Annotated in this window: 13 protein-coding genes; 4 read left to right on the top strand and 9 right to left on the bottom strand. The window is 59.7% G+C overall.

The features are described 5' to 3' along the window. Positions 1-19: 19 nt before the first annotated feature. The 5 genes from AACY02_RS09105 to AACY02_RS09085 form a co-directional block, all read right to left on the bottom strand. Positions 20-784, bottom strand: coding sequence for a carboxymuconolactone decarboxylase family protein (locus AACY02_RS09105; RefSeq protein WP_339431668.1), 765 nt, complete (start codon positions 782-784; stop codon positions 20-22). Continuing rightward, a complete protein-coding gene (locus tag AACY02_RS09100) occupies positions 762-1,259 on the bottom strand; it encodes a (R)-mandelonitrile lyase (protein WP_339431648.1) in 498 nt (165 codons plus the stop codon). The genes AACY02_RS09105 and AACY02_RS09100 overlap by 23 nt, the downstream gene beginning before the upstream one ends. Before the next feature lie 76 nt (positions 1,260-1,335). Further along, on the bottom strand, positions 1,336-1,809 hold the full coding sequence (locus tag AACY02_RS09095) for a cyclophilin-like fold protein (RefSeq protein WP_339431647.1): 474 nt from the start codon (positions 1,807-1,809) through the stop codon (positions 1,336-1,338). A gap of 25 nt (positions 1,810-1,834) precedes the next feature. Beyond that, positions 1,835-3,046 (bottom strand): MFS transporter, encoded by a 1,212-nt coding sequence (locus tag AACY02_RS09090; protein ID WP_339431646.1) that lies wholly within the window; start codon positions 3,044-3,046, stop codon positions 1,835-1,837. Next, positions 3,043-4,071: an alpha/beta hydrolase gene (locus tag AACY02_RS09085; protein WP_339431645.1), complete on the bottom strand. Its 1,029-nt coding sequence runs from the start codon at positions 4,069-4,071 to the stop codon at positions 3,043-3,045. The genes AACY02_RS09090 and AACY02_RS09085 overlap by 4 nt, the downstream gene beginning before the upstream one ends. A gap of 179 nt (positions 4,072-4,250) precedes the next feature. Between AACY02_RS09085 and AACY02_RS09080 the strand changes: the two genes are divergently transcribed. Continuing rightward, complete coding sequence (locus AACY02_RS09080; RefSeq protein ID WP_339431644.1) at positions 4,251-5,180, top strand: LysR family transcriptional regulator; 930 nt, start codon at positions 4,251-4,253, stop codon at positions 5,178-5,180. 194 nt (positions 5,181-5,374) lie between these two features. On the opposite strand, the gene AACY02_RS09075 is transcribed toward AACY02_RS09080, so the two are convergent. The 4 genes from AACY02_RS09075 to AACY02_RS09060 all read right to left on the bottom strand — a co-directional run bounded on the left by AACY02_RS09075 (position 5,375) and on the right by AACY02_RS09060 (position 7,831). Beyond that, a complete protein-coding gene (locus AACY02_RS09075; RefSeq protein WP_339431643.1) occupies positions 5,375-5,776 on the bottom strand; it encodes a hypothetical protein in 402 nt (133 codons plus the stop codon). 33 nt (positions 5,777-5,809) lie between these two features. Beyond that, entirely contained in the window at positions 5,810-6,589 is a 780-nt protein-coding gene (locus AACY02_RS09070) for a hypothetical protein (protein ID WP_339431642.1), read from the bottom strand. A gap of 286 nt (positions 6,590-6,875) precedes the next feature. After that, positions 6,876-7,187: a DUF6916 family protein gene (locus tag AACY02_RS09065; protein WP_339431641.1), complete on the bottom strand. Its 312-nt coding sequence runs from the start codon at positions 7,185-7,187 to the stop codon at positions 6,876-6,878. Positions 7,188-7,243: 56 nt separating this feature from the next. After that, positions 7,244-7,831 carry a phage tail protein gene (locus tag AACY02_RS09060; protein WP_339431640.1) on the bottom strand — a complete coding sequence of 196 codons (588 nt, stop codon included), beginning with the start codon at positions 7,829-7,831 and terminating at the stop codon, positions 7,244-7,246. Between the two features lie 239 nt (positions 7,832-8,070). Between AACY02_RS09060 and AACY02_RS09055 the strand changes: the two genes are divergently transcribed. The 3 genes from AACY02_RS09055 to AACY02_RS09045 all read left to right on the top strand — a co-directional run bounded on the left by AACY02_RS09055 (position 8,071) and on the right by AACY02_RS09045 (position 17,059). Continuing rightward, a complete protein-coding gene (locus AACY02_RS09055) occupies positions 8,071-9,651 on the top strand; it encodes a glycosyltransferase family 39 protein (RefSeq protein ID WP_339431639.1) in 1,581 nt (526 codons plus the stop codon). 150 nt (positions 9,652-9,801) lie between these two features. Further along, entirely contained in the window at positions 9,802-10,647 is an 846-nt protein-coding gene (locus tag AACY02_RS09050; protein WP_339431638.1) for a sulfotransferase family protein, read from the top strand. 55 nt (positions 10,648-10,702) lie between these two features. Further along, a complete protein-coding gene (locus AACY02_RS09045) occupies positions 10,703-17,059 on the top strand; it encodes an Ig-like domain-containing protein (RefSeq protein ID WP_339431637.1) in 6,357 nt (2,118 codons plus the stop codon). Positions 17,060-17,064: the final 5 nt, after the last annotated feature.

Below are 17,064 nucleotides of genomic sequence, written 5' to 3'. Positions count from 1 at the left end.
GTCGCCATCGGTGGCGTCGTCAGCCCCTGATTTTTTCCAAGGTCACAACAATGCGCTCAGCCGCCTCTTGGTCACCGTGGCGTTTGAGGTCGCTAGCCACTTGGTTCAACTGCTGCGCCGTGAGGCCAACATTCATGCTGATCTTCAGGTGCGACGCCAACTGCGACGCTAACCCTGGCATCGCGGCAAGTGCCCCAACAGTGGCCAGTTCGCGAGTAGCCCAATCGAGGTTGTCTCGAGCGAAGATATCGCCGAACAGGTGAACCTTCAGAAACTGGTCAATCGCAGGGGCGAACTCAAACAACGGTCCTGAGACCGGTGCACCCACCAGACGGGTTTGATTGTCGGTGCCCAGGTCGAGCAAAGCGTGCCCCGACGGCACGGGGCCTGGTTCGCGTCCCGGCTCGTCTTGAACTCCGCCTGCTTCGCGCTCTTGCAAAACGCTCATCAGCTGCGACAGTGAATTGAGGCTGCGCGGGAACCCGGCGTACGCATAGAGCTGAACCAGGATTTCCTTGCTCTCACTAATCGTCAGACCGGCATCGAGACCGCGATTGAGCGCATCACGCAAACGGGGCATATCGCCGGTGGCCATGGTGGCGCCGATAGGGGCGACAGCCAGTTGTTTTGCAGTCAGGGTTTGCTCAGTCACCGTCTGCGTCTCCGAAATGTGTGTGGTACTGGCACTCGATACGTGAGCACCTAAAACACTGGCCAGCACTACCAGGCCGGCTAACGGCCCTAAGCGGGCATAGTGATATTTACTTGGTTGGGTACTGTTCATCACTGACCTTCTCCATCCAACGGACGTTGTTGCCGTTCTTCATGCCAGTGATAGCTATGTGCGTCATGGCAGTCGATGGCGCGGCGCCATGCCAGTGCTTTACCCCCGGCGGGCAAAACACCACATCACCGGGACGTAGTTCCTGCACTGCCTTTCCCCATTCCTGAGTACGTCCGCCCCCCGCTGTCACGACAAGATATTGTCCTGCAGGATGCGTGTGCCAGGCCGAACGAGCGCCAGGTTCAAAGGTGACGTAGAGCGTTGAGGTGTTGAGTTCGGCCGTTGCAGTCGTCAATGGATCGATCCGCACATGACCAGTGAAATAATCGGCAGGCCCTGTCATCGAAGCCTGCTCACCCGCACGTGTGATTTTCTGGCTGGCAGGGCTCAGCTCGGCCGCGAAGGTTGGTTCGATGCAGTTGGCGGTGAGCAGCGCCAATGCGGCCAAGGTTGAATTAGTGTGCTTGGACGGCATAAGAAGCTCCTGGATCAACGTGCGAGAGGGGGTGCGCACCACGTGACATAGCTGGCCGGGCGGAAGATGACTGAAACTAATCCGCTGAAAACGTCACCCGAACATCATGCCGACCCAGAGCCTGCGAGAGGCCCGCTGGGTTGTCGATGCGACCGAGACGGGTATAGCTGTAAGACGAACTGAAGGATTTATAAAAGACCACTAACGTGTCAGGGCCGTACAGGAGGAAATCACCGTTGTGGATTGTTCCAGGCCGATAAGTTTGAGTGGGTAACGGGCGCTGCAAGGTGACGTGCTTTTCGTTGTCGTTCAGATCGCTCATGTCCAGGGTGAGCGGCAAACGGGCGGCAAGCTCCCGAGTGCTCCGGTTGTCCTCAAGGGTAATGGCGAAGCGCTGTTGGCCTATGGTCATCCACATCGTGTAGTTCTCCATCCCTGTTGATGGGCCGGCGATATCTGTCGCGGCTGCGAGGGGCAATGCCGATAGGGCAAATGGCATCAAGGCCGCGAACCAGAGGCCCTTCCATCCAGGGACATAATCGAAAAACATGGCCTTGCTCCTTGGAATAGAGGATTCACCGGGTGTGCGGCACCGGCGAACGAGAGGTTAGAAAGGTCAACAAGGCGGCAAGCATCAGCATCGTGGCGCTGGCGATAAAGGTGCTCTGGTAGCCGAGAGCGTCAAAAAGTACACCGCCGACTGTGGAGCCCACGGCAATAGCCAATTGGACAATCGCCACCATCAGGCCGCCGCCCGCCTCGGCGTGATCAGGCAAGGCGTGCGCAATCCAGCTCCACCAGCCCACGGGCGCTGCTGTCGCAATAAAGCCCCATAGGCCGAGCAATACCGCTACCGCGATAAGCCAAGTGCCCGCAGGAATCAGCGCGACAGCAATAACCGCCATCAGCAGCGAGATGGTACTTAAGGTGCCGTACAGGCTGCGCTTGAGCACTGATCCGATCAGCGCTGTTCCGCAAAAGCCAGCGACGCCTATCACCAATAGCAGCAGAGAAAGAATCGGCACGTTGACCTGGGTGACTGTTTCCAGAAACGGGCGCAGGTAGGTGAACAGCGTAAATTGGCCCATAAAAAACAAGCCGGCGGCCGCCATGCCCAGCGCCACCTTGCGATTTTTCAGCAGTTTGAAAACATTGCCTGCACCCGGCGAGCGCTTCTGCGCTGCCATGCTTGGCAGGCTTATCCACTGCCAAACCAGCGCAATTAGCGCCACCGGAACCAGGCACAAAAACGCACCACGCCAACCCACAACCGAGCCCAAATAACTGCCCAGTGGCGCTGCCACTACCGTAGCCAAGGCGTTGCCGCTGTTGAAAACAGCCAGCGCCTTGGGCACCTGTGCAGCCGGCACCAGACGCATCGCAGTGGCTGCCGACATCGACCAAAATCCGCCAATCACGACGCCGATCAGGGCTCGCCCAACCATGTAGATCAGGTAGTTCGGGGCAAGCGCCACAATGGCGCCCGATACAGCCATCAAACCGGTCAGAGCCAGCAGTAGGGTTTTTCTGTTCAGCGTGCCGGCGATCCAACTGATCGACAGGCTGGCCAACACCGCAAACGCGCCAGAGATGGCAAGGCCCTGCCCGGCCAAGCCCTGGCTGACCTGCAGGTCGTTTGCCAATGGTGTCAGCAGGCTAACGGGCATGAACTCCGAAGCGATCAGCGCGAATACGCACAGCGTCATTGCATAGACACCTCCCCAATGACCGGTACGCGTAAATGTCTCGCTCAAGACGGTGGCGTTCAGATGGACTTCAGCGGTCATTTCAGGTGGTCCTGAAAGAAATGGGTCAGCTTGGTGAAAGGAATCAAGTCGACGCGGTCGTACAGATCGACATGGCCTGCGTTGGGCACAATGACCAGCTCTTTAGGTTCGCCTGCCAGGCGAAAAGCCTCTTCGCTGAACTCGCGGGAGTGGGCGTTTTCACCTGCAATAAACAACATCGGGCGAGGCGAAATGCTCTCGATATCGACGAATGGGTAGAAATTCATGAATTTGGTATTGCTACTCAGCGTCGGCCGAGTGGTCTGTTGCGGCGTGGAACTGGCCGGGGTGAATTCGCCACGCGGGGTGCGGTAGAAGTCAAAAAACTCGCGCTGGATGGGGTGGGTGTCAGCATTCAGCGCTTGCACCGTGCCGCCGGTGTATTCGATCTTGCCGCCCGTAAATTCCACATAACGCTGCTCGGCCGCCGCCGCGATAACTTGCTTACGCACCTCAAGGGTTTGCGAATGCTTAAGCCCGTTTCGATTGGCGGCGCCCATGTCATACATGCTGACAGTGGCGATGGCTTTCATGCGCGGATCTATCTTGGCTGCACTGATTACAAAGCTGCCGCTGCCACAAATGCCCAGCACGCCTATGCGCTGGCGGTCGATAAAGGGCCGCGTGCCAAGGTAATCCACGGCGGCACTGAAGTCCTCGGCGTACATGTCTGGCAGTACCGCGTTACGGGGTTGGCCTTCGCTTTCGCCCCAAAACGACAAATCCAGGGCCAGGGTAACGAAGCCCTGTTCCGCCAATTTTTGCGCATATAGATTTGAGCTTTGCTCCTTCACCGCGCCCATAGGGTGGCCAACGATAATTGCCGGGCTGCGGGTGGCGCTGTCCAGCCCTTTGGGGATGAAAAGATTGCCCACGACATTGAGCTGGTACTGATTTTTGAAGCTGACCTTTTGTACGGTCACCTTGTCACTTTTAAAGAAATTATCTGCACCGTTGGACATATCGGCTCCTAATGCGGTGAATGAACTGAGTAGAAACCCGAGCATTACGAGAAGTCTTTTCATGGGGCATCCTTATTAGGGAAGGCTAAAGGCGATGCAGGCAGTTAGCGCAAGGCTCAACCTTCTCCATGCCGATCGGGTGGGATGCCGGTTAGTGTTACGCAGTAAAGAGACTTTGATTAGCTAATGAATGCTTAATGCGGATATAACCATGCCTAATCAATCAATCGAGCATGCTCGCTATGGCCAAATCCAATTTCAACGATCTGCTGGCTTTCGTAACCGTGGCGCGGGAGGGCAGCTTTACCCGCGCGGCGGTACAGCTTGGGGTGACGCAATCGGCAGTGAGTCAGGTGGTTTCGGCACTGGAAGCGCGGCTGAAAATTCGCTTGCTTACCCGCACCACGCGCAGCGTATCGTTAACGGCGGCGGGCGAGCGATTGCTGGAAGCGGTGGGCCATCGCTTCGATGAAATCGAGGCCGAAGTGGAAGCTTTGACCGAGCTGCGCGATAAGCCGGCCGGGACGGTACGCATTACCTGCGGCGACAACGTCATCAAGACAACCCTGCTTCCCAAGTTGGCGCCGTTGCTGCAGATGTACCCGGATATCAAGCTGGAATTCGATATCAACTATGGCTTTTGCGATATCGTCGCCGACCGCTTCGATGCCGGCGTGCGCTTCAGCGACACGGTGGCCCAAGACATGATTGCCGTGCCCATTGGCCCGCCGTTACGAATGGCCGTAGTGGCCGCGCCAAGCTATTTCGCGAAAAATCCCTCCCCGAAACACCCTCGCGATCTAGTAGCACACCGCTGTATCGATATCCGTTTTCCCACCTATGACGGCGTGGATGCATGGGAATTCGAACGCCGGGGCAAGAAGCTTAAGGTACGTGTAGACGGCCAGTTGGTATTCAACTCCACCACCCATATCGCCGATGCTGCGGTGAGTGGGCTGGGTATAGCCTATCTGCCCGAGGATGAGTTTGCCCCGCATCTAACCGAAGGGCGACTAGTTCGGGTACTGGAGGACTGGTGTGAACCCTTCGACGGCTTTCACCTGTACTACCCCAGCCGCCGACAACCCTCCCAGGCGTTTTCGCTGGTCGTTGATGCTTTGCGGGTCGATCGTTTGCCGCCGACTTGTGACCCGAGCGAGACGGACGGCTAACCGCTCTCACTGGTGCGATTAAGCGCGGAAACGCTCTAGTACAAAGACACATGTAATCAAAGCGACCTGATTGCCCAACGCGATCTTGTGACGAGCAACACCCTAGGGATAGTCGAGACTAGAGGCAAGCTGAGTGTCTGGTATGGGTCGATTGCTACCGATTGCAATCTCAGCTTCCGACCAATCGCGCATGCCTAATCCAGATTTTCAGGTACTCCTGATGCCACTGCCAGGATCGCGCCATATGCGCCTTCCTCTGGGACATAGGAAACAAATCGTTCACTGTTATCTTTTTGCACCCAAAGGCGCCCACAGTTCTGGCACTCGTAGGCAGTCGACATTCGTTGAATGTAAAGGCTGGATATCCGGTCTTGCAGCTTGTCAGCAGCGCCGAATATGGGTGAAAACTCGCCAAATGCATCGTCGATTGAAGTCTTGTCTCCGGACTCCGCCGCCTCGACCAGAGGTTTGAGTTCTCGGTGCACCTCATCCCAAAATTTATTTTCCACCTCGTCGCGAAGCAAGCTCGCCTTGTAGGGCAAGCTGTCGGTCTGATCGGTAATCACATGGCCACACTTGCAACCCAGTTTGCTCATTTGCGGTTCATCAACCTGATGTTCGATCGCTCATTAAATGGCGGACAACTCTTTGTTACAACTCCTAATTGATCGTCCGCTTCTGGCCGATTTCTGCCGGTCATGCCCACGAATCGTGCTGGTCAAATCCGATGCAAATGACCGGTTCGGTCGAATGCAAATGGGTGGGCAAGTCTGTGCAATTACCCGCTCATGGTGTTCAACCATGAACGACGCCTCTTCATCCGTTAGATCTTTCAGCGCCTCATTCACTTTTTCCGCCGCCGCCGCCATCATCTGCGCTTCTTCGCGTCGGCACATGTAGTTGCGCGAGTCGCTGAAGATGACCATTTGTCCCGGTTTGACCTGTTCGCCGAGATGGCGGTTTAGGGAGCGGAATTCGCGGCGCAGGGCATCGCTGGGCGTGGTTTCGTAGAGCGCACGCTCCAGCGCTTCGCGGCTCATGGGTTTTTGGACGATGTGAAAACCCGACTCTGCCGGTTGCGGCAGGATGTAGGCGTGCTCTTCCACCAGATGCTGCGCCGGTGGTGGCTCGGGTTTGGGTTTGAAGGCGTTCCAGGAGGCGCCGCCGCTATCGGCAACAACGCGTGGTTTCACCACGACCCAGTCGCCGTTGCGAATGGCTTCGACGAGTTTTCGCTGGTTGGCACCCTGCAGGTAGTTGGATTGATTGAGGCCCATTGCATTGAGCATGTCATCGAAACCCGGCAGTTCATCCGGGCGGTTGAGAGCCTGTCGAAAGGTATCCATGGCTTGGTGGCTGTCGAGTACCTGTTGGGCGTGGGTATCGTGTTGGTTAATGAGTCTGGTCACGTCCGTGTCCCGTTCTGCAAAACGCGGGACTTTGGCGAGCGACCTCAAGCTTGTATGCCGGGTGATTCTCTTTTATGTGTAGGGTTATTCCGATTTTTTGTGGCGGTTGGTGCTCGGCAAATGGACGGTCAACCGGACCCTTGGCGGCCTCGACTCACGGGCCTGAAACCACAACCCCCCTGTGGGAGCAAGCTTGCTCGCGATTGCGCGGTGTCAGTCACCCTCTCTATTGACTGATAGGGCTCTTCGCGAGCAAACCCGCTCCCACCGGGGGATTGTTGTTGAGTCAGTTGAAGGTGATGTGGAAATAGCCCAACTGCGGATCCCGCCCCATCGGCGGCACCCGGGACACGAAGATGTCCTGCACTCGCCCGATTTCCGGCAGTTCCAGCGCACACAATCCGTCGACAAATTCAGTCGGCTCCAGACTTCTCAGTTCGACACTGAATGGCATTCGCTCGCTGTAGCGCATTTTTGCGGCGGGCTGCTCTTCGAGGTGTTCGATATGGATCTGCAGTGCACTGCCATCGGGCAGGTGCAGGGTGCCAATCCGGCCCAGCAGCGCCTGGAAATGTTGGCTTTGAACCGTTTGCAACATGGTTTCGCTCCAGCCAGTCAGGAAACCGGGGGAGGGTAGCCACCCCCGGCAGTCGGTCAGTTGCGGGACGGGAAAATGCCTTGCAGCGCGATGCTGAAGTTGAGCACCAGATACGGGTTCATGATCGCCATCGACTGGCCGTTGCCCGTGGGGGTGATGGTCCCGCTGATCGCGGTCTGCGCACCTTTGAGGGCGACGGGCGAAGCGCCTTGTGCGTCCGAGAAGATATTCGCCAGACCGGGCCCGGTGCCCGAAGCACCGATATAGGCGTTGGTGGCCGTCGGGGCGCCCAACGGGTTGCTCGCCGGGTTGGCCAGTTGCACGGTGGTGGTGGCCGTGAGGCCAGCCAGTGAGTGAGTGTGGTTCGGCAGATTATTGAGGGTCGGTATGACGGCTTCAGTGCCGGAAATTTCACCCATTACGCGAGTCGACAGGCCGGGACCGGTGCCCTGGCAGACCGGCATTCGGCTCTGCAGATTGGGCAGTCCGAACGTCTGGACACCGTTGCCGCCATAGTTGGTGCCCAGCAACGCAAACAGCGCGCTGTATTGCGAAACACTCATCATCTGACCGTTGCACAAGGCCCAGCCGCTGGGCGCATAGTTGAAGGCAAACGTCAAAACAGTGCCCATGTAAACGTCCATAAAGTCCTCTCCCTTCTGATTGATGGTCGGCGGGCCGCGCGAGGATTCAGGCTGCGGTGATGCCTCCCCCTCCTTTGCCAGATTACGCCACGGCTCAGCGTAGACCCGGATCGGCGAGGTTGCCGAATGTCGTGAAACAGTACGCCGGCATCGACGGCTGTCGCGTGGCTGACCTAAAGTGACCGGCAGGTTTCGGGGGATCTGCATTAGCAGTGTTTTGCCACGGGCCAGAGGAAACAATGACGCTAAACAGAGTCACGCCGGTTGGCGACACGCAAGACCCCCAGGCAACACCCGGCTCCTGGTTCGGCAACTGGCGAGTGATCCTTTGGGCGAAAAAACAATGGCTGCTGCCCATCATGGCGCTGGCCGCGATTGTGCGTTTTTACGATTTGACGGCCGCCGCGATCTGGGGCGACGAAGGTTCCAGCCTGCTGCTGGCGCGTTATTCGCTGGGCGGGATCTGGAACCATGCGGCGTTCGATGTGCATCCGCCGCTGTACTTCATGCTGCTGCATGGCTGGATCGAACTGTTCGGTGACGGGATTTTCGCGATCCGTTGCCTCAGCGCGCTATTGGGTATTGCTGTGGTGGGCGCAGGGGTGTGGCTGGTGGATCGGTTGGCCACCCGCCGCGCCGCTATCATCGCCGGAGTGCTGCTGGCGTTGCTGCCCACGGCGGTGCGCTATAGCCAGGAAGTGCGCATGTATTCGCTGCTCGGGCTGTTGCTCATTGCGGCGAGCCTGGCGTTGGTCTACTGGATCAGACATGCGCAACGCAGGCGTTATCGGGTGTTTTACGTGCTGTTGATGAGCGCGGCGCTCTACACCCATTACTTCGCGGTGTTGGCGGCGTTGAGTCACTGGATTTATCTGGGCGTGATTCGTACCCAACGCGGTTATCGATTCCGGCATATTCAACAACTGCCATGGTGGCTGGCGAACCTGGCCATTGCCGGACTTTATCTGCCGTGGTTACCCAAACTGCTGAATCTGATGCAGCACATGGAACAGCTTAAGGCCGCTAGCGATGTGGGCTGGGAAGACCCCGTGAGCCTGACCTCGTTGCCGGCGATGATCTGGTCCTGGCTGATTCAGGATGATGGCGCAAACCTGCCGCTGCTGGTCTTCATCGCGATGCCAATGGCCTTGCTGGTGCTGGCCGGGGTGGCATTGGCCCGCGACCGCAGCGTGTCGCGCGGCAGTGTGCTGCTGGCGCTCTACACCGGCCTGCCGCTGTTGCTGGTGTTTGCGGTGTCGTTCATCACCCCGGTGTTCATCGAACGCTACCTGACGGCGTTTGCGTTGGGCCTGCCGATGCTTGCGGCGTTGGCCATCGACCGTTTGTACAGCCGTGTACGGAGCCTGGCGCTGGCGGTGCTGGTGTCGCTGGTCGGGGTCGAACTGATTGGCGTGAACAACAACGCCACGGTCGACAGCAATGATCAACTCGACCATATGGTGAGTTACGTCAATCAGCACTTCCAGCCCGGTGACGGCATCGTCATCAGCGACATGCTCTGGTACCTGAGCTACGTCTATTACGATCAAACCGGCGCTCAAGTGCGTCTCTACACGCCACCCCGCGCGGACGGCCATTCGACGCGGCCGAACGAGTACGGTTTTGGCACGCTGGTCACCCCTGGCGTCTACCTCGACAGCTTGGCCGAACTGACGGGCTATCGCCGGGTCTGGCTGGTGGGAACGCTCGATGAACCTGGAGAATTCCTGCCATTGCCGGCGACTTGGCAAGTCGGCGCCGAGGTGCGCGCCGGTGGGGCGCAAGCGCGATTATTCGTCGTGAAGCCGGCAGTGGAATAAGTCCTGCGCGGACTTAATCGATTCACCTTTTTATTCGCGATAAAAATTTAACCGGTTAGTCCTTTTTGCTCTTGAATGATGTCAAAACACTACTAGTCGTAGGGTTGTTCTTGAACTACGCTTCGTCGAACAAAAGGACTTCCGATTACGGTGAATGGATTGCAGCAGTTCCACTTTGTCGCCGGTTTGCCGCGCTCAGGCTCGACCCTGCTTTCTGCGATCCTGTTGCAGAATCCGCGGTTTCACGCCGGTATGACCAGCCCGGTGGGCTCGCTGTTTGCCAGTGTGCTGGAGCAATGCAGCGCCGGCAGTGAGTTCGGCGCGGTGATCGACACCGAGACGCGCCGCCGTTTGCTGCGGGGTCTTTTCGATTCCTACTACGCCGACAAGACCGACAAACCGGTGGTGTTCGACACCAACCGTCAATGGAGCTCGCGGCTGCCCGCGCTCAACGACCTGTTCCCCAACGCCAAAATCATCGCTTGCGTGCGCAACGTCGCGTGGGTGATGGACAGCCTTGAACGCCTCTACCGCGCCAATCCTTACGAAAACACCAAGCTGTTCGGCGACGCCGTCGAGCGCAACACGGTCTACAGCCGCTGCGAAACCCTGGCTCAGCGTAACCGGCTGGTGGGTTTTGCCTGGGCGGCGCTCAAGGAAGCCTATTACGGCGAGCACGCCGACTCGCTGCTGATCATCGATTACGACTTGCTGACCCAGGCCCCGGAGCGGGTACTGCGGCTGGTCTACGATTTTATCGGCGAGCCATGGTTCGAACACGATTTTGACCATCTGGCGTACGACGCGCCGCAATTCGATCAAGCCCTAGGCGTTGCCGGCCTGCACAAGGTCAAACCCAAGGTCGCTCTGGAGTCTCGGCGCACGATTCTGCCGCCGGACCTGTTCAAGCAATACGCTGATTTGTCTTTTTGGCTCGATGGCTCAGCCAGCGCTGCCAATGTCATTCGTATGAAGTCCGACGCCGCGATCAGTTGATCGCGGCGTTTTTCATTGATGCGTCAATAACTGTGTTCGAATCCGGGTGAGCAGCATGTGGTGGAGCAAGCAGAAGTCGCGAGTAACCGAATGTCAGCAGACGCTTGCCGCGCCGATGATCATGTCGCTGGAGCCGCGCATGCTGTTCGACGGTGCCGTTGCGGCAACGGTGGCCGATACCGCTGCCCAGGCTGACAGCCACGCCACGGCGGAGGCAGCGAAAACGCCGACGGCCGATCAGCCGGTGGCCAGCAAGGACACCCACGGTCAGGCCGATGCGACACCAGCCGCCAGCCCCGTCGCCGTGCCGGGTCAGAGCGTGGTGTTCGTCGATTCCCGGGTCAAGGACGCCGACAGCCTGCTCCAGGGCATTGCTCCCGGCACTCAGGTGGTGAAACTCGACGCGACCAAGGACGGCTTGCAACAGATCGCCGATTATCTCGATCAGCATCAAGGCGTCAGCTCGGTGCAGATCATTGCCCACGGCAACGCCGGCGATCTGTGGCTGGGCAACAGTTATCTGTCTGCCGACAACGTCGCGCAACGCAGTGCGATCCTCGGCGAAATCGGCAAGGACATGAACGTTGGCGGCGACATCCTGATCTACGGCTGCTACACCGCCGAGGGGGATCGCGGCTTGAGTTTCGTCGACTCGCTGGCGCAACTGACCGGCCGGGATGTGGCCGCTTCGAACAACCGCACCGGTGTCGGCGGCGACTGGGATCTGGAAATTGCCACCGGCACCATCGAAAGCGCCAACGTCCTGTCGACCAAGGCGATGAGCGAATATCAGTGGGGCCTGGCCACCTGGACCGCGACTAACAACCTCGACTCGGGTGTCGGCTCGTTGCGTACCGCACTGGCGTCTGCGCAAAACGGCGACATTGTCACGTTCAACGCCGGCATGACCGTGCAGCTCAACTCCGAGTTGTTGATCAACAAGAACATCACCGTCGATGGCGATCTGAATAACGACGGCGTGGCTGACGTGACCCTCGATGGGCAATACAAGACCCGTGTGGTGGAAGTCACTTCCGGCAGCACCGTGACACTGGACGGGCTGGTGATTACCAAGGGACTGGTGGCCGGCAACGGCGGTAACGGTGGCGCGGCAGCGGCGGGCGCCATGGGTGGCGGGATTTTCAACGCCGGCATTCTTACGCTCAATAACGTGACGGTGACTGCCAACGCCGCTTCCGGTGGCGGCGGTGGTGGTGGCGTGTCCGGTGGATACTCCGGCGGCGGCGGCGGTGGCGGCGGTGGGATCGGTGGCGGTAACGGTGGCCATGGCGGTTCGACAGGCCCAGGCAACTTGAGCTATGCCGGTGGGGCCGGCACTGCCAATACCGGTGGTTATGGCGGCGGCTACACCCAGAACGACATGGGCGGGCGCGGCGGTACCAACATTGGCGGCGTCGGCGGCAATGGCGCCTCCGGCTACAGTCACGGCGGCAACGGCGGCTCCGCGACCAATGGCACGCTGTCCATTGGTGGCGGCGGTGGTGGTTCGGGCTGGAACGCGGTCGGCGGCGTTGGTGGCAGCGCGGCCGGCGGTATTTACAACGCCTCGACCGGCACCTTGAAAGTCATCGGCACGTCAGTCATCAGCAACAACCTCGCGGCGGGTGGTGGCGGCGGTGGGGGTGGCAGCGGCGGCAACCTTGCCAACGGCGGTGATGGTGGCCGCGGCGTCGGGGCCATCTGGAACAACGGCGGTACGGTATTGATCACCGCTGCCAACGTCGCCGCCATGACCGGCAACGCGGCGGCCAGTGGTGTTGGCGGTCCTTCAAACACCGGCTCGGCAGGCGCTTCGCCCAGTTCCACGGCTGCGGTTTACAGTACCGGCGGCACGTACAACCCCAACTACGTCGAGCCACCGACCGCGACCATCGTACTGGCGGACAGCGCTCTGAAAATTGGCGAAACCTCGCTGGTGACCATCACCTTCAACACGGCAGTCACCGGTTTCACCAATGCCGACCTGACCATCGCCAACGGCACGTTGACGGCCGTGAGCAGCAGCGATGGCGGAATCACCTGGACCGCGACTTTCACGCCGACCAACGGGATTACCGACACCACCAACGTCATCACTCTGGACAACACCGGTGTGGCGACCGTCTCTGACGGTACCGTGGGTATCGGAACCACCAATTCCAGCAACTATGTGATCGATACCCAGCGCCCGACAGCCACTGTCGTTGTCGCTGACACGGCCCTGAAAATCGGTGAAACGTCGCTGGTGACCATCACCTTCACTGAAGCGGTCAGCGGTTTCACCAACGCCGACCTGACCATCGCCAACGGTACGTTGTCCGCCGTGAGCAGCAGCGACGGAGGTATTACCTGGACGGCGACGTTTACGCCGAGCGCCGGTGTCACCGACACCACTAACGTGGTCACGCTGGATAACACCGGGATCGCTGATCTGGCCGGTAACGCCGGCAGCGGTACGACCGATTCCAACAACTACGCCATCGACACTGTGCGCCCGACGGCCACCCTTGTCGTCGCGGACACCGCGCTCAAGGCTGGGGAAACCTCGCAGGTCACCATCACGTTCAGCGAGGCCGTGACCGGTTTCACCACCGCCGATCTGTCCGTGGCCAACGGCAGCGTGAGCGGTTTGAGCAGCAGCGACGGCGGGATCACCTGGACGGCGACCTTCACGCCAACCAATAACGTCAGCGATACCACCAACCTGATCACCCTGGACAACACCGGTATCTCCGATCTGTCCGGCAATGCCGGCAGCGGCACCACCGATTCGAACAACTACGCCATCGACACGCAGCGTCCGACCGCGACCATCGTCGTCGCCGACAACGCCTTGAGAATCGGCGAAACCTCGTTGGTGACCATCACCTTCTCTGAAGCCGTGACGGGTTTCAGTAATGCCGACCTGACCATCGCCAATGGCACGCTGAGCGCCGTGAGCAGCAGCGATGGGGGGATCACCTGGACGGCAACCTTCACGCCGACCGCCAACATTACCGATGCCACCAACCTGATCACCCTGGACAACAGCGGGGTCAGTGACTCGAACGGCAATGCCGGCAGCGGCACCACCGACTCCAACAACTACGCCATCGACAACCAGCGCCCGACGGCCACCGTCGTGTTCGCCGACACTGCCTTGAAAATCGGCGACACATCGTTGGTGACCTTCACCTTCTCCGAAGCGGTGACCGGGTTCAGCAATGCCGATCTGACCATCGCCAATGGCACGCTGACGGCCGTGAGCAGCAGCGATGGCGGTGTCACCTGGACGGCAACGTTCACCCCGACCAGCAATATCACCGACGCCACCAACCTGGTGACCCTGGACAACACCGGCATCGCTGACCTGGCCGGTAACGCCGGCAGCGGCACCACCGATTCGAACAACTACGCCATCGACACGCTACGCCCGACCGCGACCATCGTGCTGGCCGATACCAGCCTCAGTGCCGGTGAAACCTCGCTGGTGACCATCACCTTTTCCGAGGCCGTGACAGGCTTCACCAACGCCGATCTGAACATTCCCAATGGCACGTTGACCGCCGTGAGCAGCAGCGATGGCGGCATCACCTGGACGGCGACGTACACGCCCACACTCGGGGTCAACGATACGAGCAACGTTATAGGCCTGAACAACACCGGCATCGCTGACCTGGCCGGTAACGCCGGCACCGGCGTCACCAACTCCGGCAATTTCGTGATCGATACGATGGTGCCGACGGCCACGATCGTGGTCGCCGACAACAGCCTGAGCATCGGCGAGACCACCACGGTGACGATCACCTTCTCCGAGGCCGTGATGGGCTTCAGTAATGCCGACCTGACCATCGCCAACGGCACGCTGAGCGCCGTGAGCAGCAGCGACGGCGGCATTACCTGGACGGCGACCTTTACCCCGAGCGCCAATATCACCGACGCGACCAACCTGATTACCCTGGACAATACCGGGGTGCAGAGCGGGTCTGGCAACGTGGGGGTCGGCACCACTGATTCGAATAATTACGCCATCGACACCCAGCGTCCGACCGCGACCATTGTGGTGGCGGACACGGCGTTGGGCGTTGGCCAGACCACCACGGTGACCATCACCTTCAGCGAGGCGGTGACCGGTTTCACCCTGGCTGACCTGACCGCCGAAAACGGCACACTTTCCGGGCTGAGCACCTCGGACAACATCACTTATACCGCGACGTTTACCCCAGCGGCCGGCATCACCGACACCAGCAACCTGATCACCCTGGACAACACCGGTGTCGTTGACGGGGCAGGCAATGCCGGGAGCGGCACCACCGATTCGAACAACTACGCCGTCGACAGTCAGCGTCCGACCGCCACGATCGTCATGAGCGACAACGATCTGCGCCCCGGTGAAACAGCGACCGTGACCATCACCTTCAGCGAAGCGGTGACCGGTTTCGACAATTCCGACCTGAGCGTCGCCAATGGCACGCTGAGCAACGTGTCGTCGAGCGACGGCGGTATCACCTGGACGGCTACGTTTACCCCGACCATTGGCGTCAGCGACTTCACCAACCTGATCACCCTGAACAATACCGGCATCAGCGATCTGGCCGGTAATGCCGGCACCGGCTCCACCAACTCGGGCAATTACGCGGTGCTGACCGAAGTGCCGACCGCAACCATTGTTGTCGCAGACACCGCGCTCAAGGCCGGGGAAACCTCGACGGTGACCATTACCTTCAGCGAGGCCGTCGCAGACTTCAGTAACGCTGATCTGACCATCGTCAATGGCGCCCTGAGCAACGTCGTGAGCATTGACGGCGGCATTACCTGGACGGCGACGTTCACACCCACCGGCAATATCACTGACACGACCAACGTCATCACCCTCGACAACAGCGGTGTGGTCAATATATCGGGCAACAGCGGCGTGGGCACCACGGACTCGAATAATTTCGCGATCGACACCGCACTGCCCACCGCCACGATCGTGGTGGCCGACAATCGCCTGGGCATCGGCGAAACCACCACCGTGACGATCACCTTCAGTGAAGCGGTGAGCGGCTTTGACCTGTCGGACATCAGCGTCGCCAACGGCACGCTGTCGAACCTGAGCAGCAGCGATGGCGGCATCACCTGGATCGCCACGCTGACGCCGACTGCCAACGTCAATGATGCGACCAACCTGATCGTGATCGACACTGCCGGCGTGCAGGACCTGGCCGGCAACCTCGGTGCGAGCATCGCCATCTCCAATAATTACGTGCTCGACGCGACCCGGCCAACGGTGAGCATCGTGGTCGCCAACCCGACTCTGGGTATCGGCCAGACCACCACCGTGACGTTCACCTTCAGCGAGGCGGTGAGCAACTTCGACCTGTCCGACCTGAGCGTGACCAACGGCGAATTGAGCAACCTGAGCAGCAATGACGGCGGCAAAACCTGGACCGCCATGTTCACGCCAACCGCCAATGTGACCGACCCGAGCAATTTCATCGCGCTCGACACGAGCAACGTCACGGATCTGGCGGGCAACGTCGGCAGCACCGTGGCGGTGTCGAACAACTATGCCCTGGACAGCGAACGGCCGACCGCCACGGTGGTGGTCGCCAATCCGAACCTGGGTGTTGGCCAGACCTCGCAGGTGACGATCACCTTCAATGAGGCGGTCAGCGGTTTTGATCTCTCTGATATCAGTGTCGCCAATGGCACCTTGTCCAACCTGAGCAGCAACGACGGCGGCAAGACCTGGACTGCGACCCTGACGCCAAGCGCCAATGTCAGCAGCGCCAGCAATGCGATTACCGTCAACCGGGGCGGCGTCAGTGACCTGGCGGGCAATAGCGGCAGCGGTGTGAGCCAGTCCGGCAACTACGTGGTGAACACGGCTACGACGCCGACCTTCGTGGTCTCGCCGAATCCACAGTTCCGCAGCAGTGATCCGGTGACGTTCCCCGATGTGCCTTACACCGCGCTGCAACCGATCGTGTTCAGCGCCCCGACGGGCGACCTTGGCTCACCGCTGACTTTTACGCCGTTGTTCGAACAACGGGTGATCGGCAACGGCATCCGCCCCCTGGGCGACATATTCATGAACCACGGTGCCCTGAGCCCGAGTTTCCTTGCCCAGGTGTTCAGCAGCAGTGACAACGTTGGTGACGGCGCCGGCCATGGTTTCCTTGGCTTTGGCGGCGGTGATGGCGGGGTGTTCGGCACCAGCACGCTCTCCAGTCTGTTCAATCAGAACAGCGAGGCCGCGCGTGATTCGCTGAATGCCTTCGGCAGCCATTCGATCAAGGCTGGCGATGTTTCCCAAGGGCTGCGCGGCGTGTTTGGCGCCCCGTCTCTGGTTGAGCAACTGCAGCAACTCAAAGACAGCGAGCAGCACCGGGTCGACAACCTGGCGTCCGCTCTGCAACAGGCCGGCATCAGCGAAATATCGGCCTGACAACA

This window comes from Pseudomonas sp. EA_65y_Pfl2_P78 (assembly GCF_963970495.1).
Taxonomy (GTDB): domain Bacteria; phylum Pseudomonadota; class Gammaproteobacteria; order Pseudomonadales; family Pseudomonadaceae; genus Aquipseudomonas; species Aquipseudomonas baetica_A.
This window is presented reverse-complemented; position numbering and strand designations above follow the sequence as displayed.